General features: G+C 53.1%; 5 protein-coding genes. All 5 read left to right on the top strand.

Features of this window, described 5'->3' with window-relative positions:
- Nucleotides 1-198: 198 nt before the first annotated feature.
- Nucleotides 199-450, top strand: a complete 252-nt coding sequence (locus AB1500_13015; protein ID MEW6184067.1) for a ribosomal L7Ae/L30e/S12e/Gadd45 family protein — start codon at nucleotides 199-201, stop codon at nucleotides 448-450.
- A 321-nt stretch (nucleotides 451-771) separates the two neighbouring features.
- Nucleotides 772-1,146 carry a 30S ribosomal protein S12 gene (rpsL, locus tag AB1500_13010; protein MEW6184066.1) on the top strand — a complete coding sequence of 125 codons (375 nt, stop codon included), beginning with the start codon at nucleotides 772-774 and terminating at the stop codon, nucleotides 1,144-1,146.
- 254 nt (nucleotides 1,147-1,400) lie between these two features.
- Nucleotides 1,401-1,871: a 30S ribosomal protein S7 gene (gene rpsG, locus AB1500_13005; GenBank protein MEW6184065.1), complete on the top strand. Its 471-nt coding sequence runs from the start codon at nucleotides 1,401-1,403 to the stop codon at nucleotides 1,869-1,871.
- A gap of 15 nt (nucleotides 1,872-1,886) precedes the next feature.
- Complete coding sequence (fusA, locus tag AB1500_13000; protein MEW6184064.1) at nucleotides 1,887-3,962, top strand: elongation factor G; 2,076 nt, start codon at nucleotides 1,887-1,889, stop codon at nucleotides 3,960-3,962.
- Nucleotides 3,963-3,982: 20 nt separating this feature from the next.
- Nucleotides 3,983-4,100, top strand: a 118-nt coding sequence (locus AB1500_12995; GenBank protein ID MEW6184063.1) for a GTP-binding protein, incomplete at its 3' end; no start/stop codon positions are given.

Genomic DNA, 4,100 nt, shown 5'->3' with positions numbered 1-4,100 from the left:
AGGAGAACGTTATCATAGGCAAACTTATCCCGGCGGGGACGGGGTTATCCCGGTACCGAAACGTCGGAATCGTCATCGACGGCGGGGGGGTGACGAGGAAGAGCAGGATATGACTGTTACACCGGAATAAAATTATTGACTTCCAGGGAAATAAATGATAACTTATAAAAGCATGTGGGTGCTTGGGGGGGGTGTTTAGTGCCCTGCGAGCGTCTTATGCAAGCCCGCAAGAAGGCAGTGGGGTCGAAAGAAACCCTGAAGGTTGTTGAGCGGGGGCAAGCAAAGGTTGTCTTTGTGGCAAAGAATGCTGATCGGCGAATAACGGAACCTGTCATCCGGGCCTGTCAGATCAGAGGTATCCCGGTGGAAGAGGTTTCTTCTATGAGGGATTTGGGTACGGCTTGTGCAATTAGCGTGAACTGTGCCTCCGCCGCCGTAATTGAGGATTAACCGCCTGCCCTCTGCAGGGATATTGCAGGGGGCGGTTTTTTGGAAATAAATCACATAAAAGTTAACCATGTGGCCTGGGGTTGCTCCATCTTAAGAACGACAAAGGGGAGACCAGTAAGCTTGGAATTTAGAAGCAGTGTTGTAACATAAACGGAGCGCGGCGAGAAGTGATGCAGTGCAAGGAAGACCGGCGGAGACGAACCGGAGCGTACTGGGTGCGTACGTGAGGATTCGGCTCCCCCGGCTGACGCAGCAATGCGTTGCTTATCGTTGCGCCCTACGAAAGAATGCTTATTTTCGAAGGAGAAAGGGGTGTAATGTTTGCCTACCATCAGCCAGCTTGTCAGCCAGGGCAGGGAAACACTGAGGAAGAAAACGGCGTCGCCTGCGTTGCGTGGTTGTCCTCAGAAAAGGGGCGTTTGTACGCGGGTATATACAACCACCCCGAAAAAACCCAACTCGGCGCTCAGGAAAGTGGCACGTGTCCGCCTGACGAACGGAATTGAGGTCACCGCGTATATTCCGGGGATAGGTCACAACCTTCAGGAACACTCGGTGGTTCTGGTGCGTGGTGGACGGGTCAAAGACCTGCCGGGTGTGCGTTATCATATCATCAGGGGCAGCCTGGACGCTGCAGGGGTTCAAAACCGAGTCCAAGGACGTTCGAAGTACGGGGCAAAACGCCCCAAAAAGTAATGAATCTATGCAACCTACATTACGCTAACGGAACGCGGTAAGAGGCGAGCAGAGCGCGAAGGGACGGTGCCCAGCACTCAAATTGGTGTCAAGAAAGAAGTTAAGCAAGGCGGATAAATATGCATTTAAACAAGGTGGTATCTTTTTAAATGCTTAACTGAGTGCTGGGTGACGGCCGACAAAGCTGTGCGCAGGCTATCGCCGCGACCGACGGAGTGCCCGAATACTGATAAAGTAAATAAGGGGGGAAGCGTGTGCCGCGTAAAGGACCAGTTCCGCGGCGCGAGGTATTGCCGGATCCGGTATATCAAAGCCGTTTACTGACAAAACTTGTCAACCAGATTATGCAGCAGGGGAAGAGAAGCATTGCCGAGCAAATATGTTATGGCGCTTTTGACATTATTAAAGAAAAGACTGGCAAAAATCCGGTTGAGGTTTTCGACCAGGCGATGAGAAACGTTATGCCGGTTCTGGAAGTAAGAGCGCGGCGGGTAGGCGGCGCCAACTATCAGGTGCCGGTTGAGGTGCGCCCCGCAAGGAGGCAGACCTTGGCCATCCGCTGGCTCACCAATTTTTCCAGGCAGCGCGCGGGTAAGACCATGGAAGAAAAGTTAGCGGCGGAAATAATGGACGCCGCTCAGGGTGTCGGCAGCACGTTTAAAAAGAAGGAAGACACCCACAGGATGGCCGAAGCAAACAAGGCTTTTGCACACTACCGCTGGTAAAGGGGGTGCTGAGGTATGGCGCGCCGGTTTCCGATCGAAAGAACGAGAAACATTGGAATAATGGCACACATTGACGCCGGAAAAACCACGACCACCGAGCGTATTCTGTTCTACACCGGTAAAGTTCACCGGATCGGCGAGGTAGATGATGGCGCCGCGACGATGGACTGGATGGTGCAGGAACAGGAGCGTGGGATAACCATTACCTCAGCGGCCACTACCTGTTACTGGTGCGATTACCGTATTAATATTATCGACACGCCAGGCCACGTGGATTTCACGGTCGAGGTAGAGCGGTCGTTACGCGTACTTGATGGAGCAGTAGCCGTTTTTTGCTCTGTCGGAGGCGTGGAGCCACAAAGTGAAACAGTCTGGCGACAGGCGGATAAGTACGGCGTACCCCGAATCGCCTATATAAACAAGATGGATCGTACGGGAGCGGACTTCTTTCGGAGCCTGCACATGATTAAGGACCGTTTGGGTGGGAACCCGGTAGCAGTCCAGATTCCCATAGGAGTTGAGGACGCCTTTCACGGCGTGATCGATCTAATAAGGGAAAAGGCCCTCATTTATCTCGACGATCTGGGTACGGTGCGGGAGGAAACCGCAATTCCTGCCGATATGCGGGAGACGGTCGCCATGTACCGTGAAAAGTTGATTGAGGCTGTGGCCGAGGCCGACGAGGATTTAATGATGAAGTACCTGGAGGAACAGACCCTTACCGTGGAAGAAATTATACGGGGTTTGCGCAAAGCAACTTTAGCCGTAAAGGTTATCCCGGTGCTTTGCGGTTCTTCATACCGTAATAAGGGTGTTCAACCCCTGCTTGATGCGATCGTTGATTTCCTGCCTGCTCCCACCGATATTCCTGCGGTAAGCGGTGTAGATCCTGAAACGGGCCGGGAGGACCGGCGCCATGCGCGTGATGACGCGCCGTTTTCGGCACTGGCGTTTAAAATCATGGCCGATCCTTATGTGGGGAAGTTAACCTTTTTCAGGGTCTATTCGGGTGTCGTCAAATCGGGTTCCTATATTTATAATTCCACCAAGAGAAAACGGGAACGCGTCGGTAGGTTGCTTCAGATGCATGCCAACCACCGCGAGGAGATCGCCGAGGTTTATGCCGGGGATATAGCCGGTGCGGTCGGTCTTAAATTTACCACGACCGGTGACACCCTGTGCGACGAAGGGAATCCGATCGTACTTGAAGCCATGGAATTTCCGGAACCGGTGATTTCAGTGGCTATAGAGCCCAAGACGAAAGTGGACCAGGATAAAATGGGGCAGGCTTTGGCCCGTCTTGCGGAAGAGGATCCAACCTTTCGTGTGCATGTTGACCCGGAAACCGGACAAACGCTGATTTCCGGGATGGGAGAACTTCATCTTGAGATAATCGTAGACCGGTTGCTGCGGGAGTTCAAGGTGGGAGCCAACGTGGGCAAACCACAGGTGGCTTACCGTGAGACGATCACCATACGGGCAAAGGCGACGGGCAAGTTTATCCGTCAGAGCGGCGGACGGGGACAGTACGGTCATGTTGTTATAGAAATAGAACCTCGAAAACCGGGGGAAGGCTTTATATTTTTAAACAAAATTGTTGGTGGCACGGTTCCCAAGGAGTATATTCCGGCTGTTGAGGCAGGAGTCCGGGAAGCGTTGGAAAGCGGGGTGCTGGCGGGCTACCCGGTAATTGACGTAGGTGTTACACTGTTGGACGGCTCTTATCATGAAGTCGATTCCTCTGAAATGGCGTTTAAAATCGCCGGGTCGATGGCTTCAAGGGAGGCGTTGACCCGAGCGGCGTCGGTTCTGCTGGAACCCATGATGAAGATCGAGGTCATTGCGTCTGAGGAGTATACGGGCGACGTAATCGGCGATCTTAACAGCAGGCGAGCGCATATCGAGGATATCGAGGTGAGGGGCAGCGGCAGGGTTATTCGTGCTTACGTGCCGCTTGCGGAGATGTTCGGATATGCAACCTCACTCCGCTCACAGACACAGGGGAGAGGAACCTACACCATGCAGTTTGATCATTATTCCGAAGTACCGCGGAACATCACGGAAAAGATTATCCAAAAATATCGGATGTAATCTTAAGGAGGAAGGAATTCATGGCAAAGCAGAAATTTGTTCGGACGAAGCCGCACGTAAACATCGGGACGATCGGGCACGTAGACCACGGCAAGACGACGCTGACCGCGGCGATAACCCTGGTGCTGTCCCAGAAGG

This window comes from Bacillota bacterium, assembly GCA_040755295.1.
Taxonomy (GTDB): Bacteria; Bacillota; Desulfotomaculia; order Desulfotomaculales; family Ammonificaceae; genus SURF-55.
The sequence above is the reverse complement of the archived record's forward strand: the minus strand, read 5'-3'. Positions and strand labels throughout refer to the sequence as shown.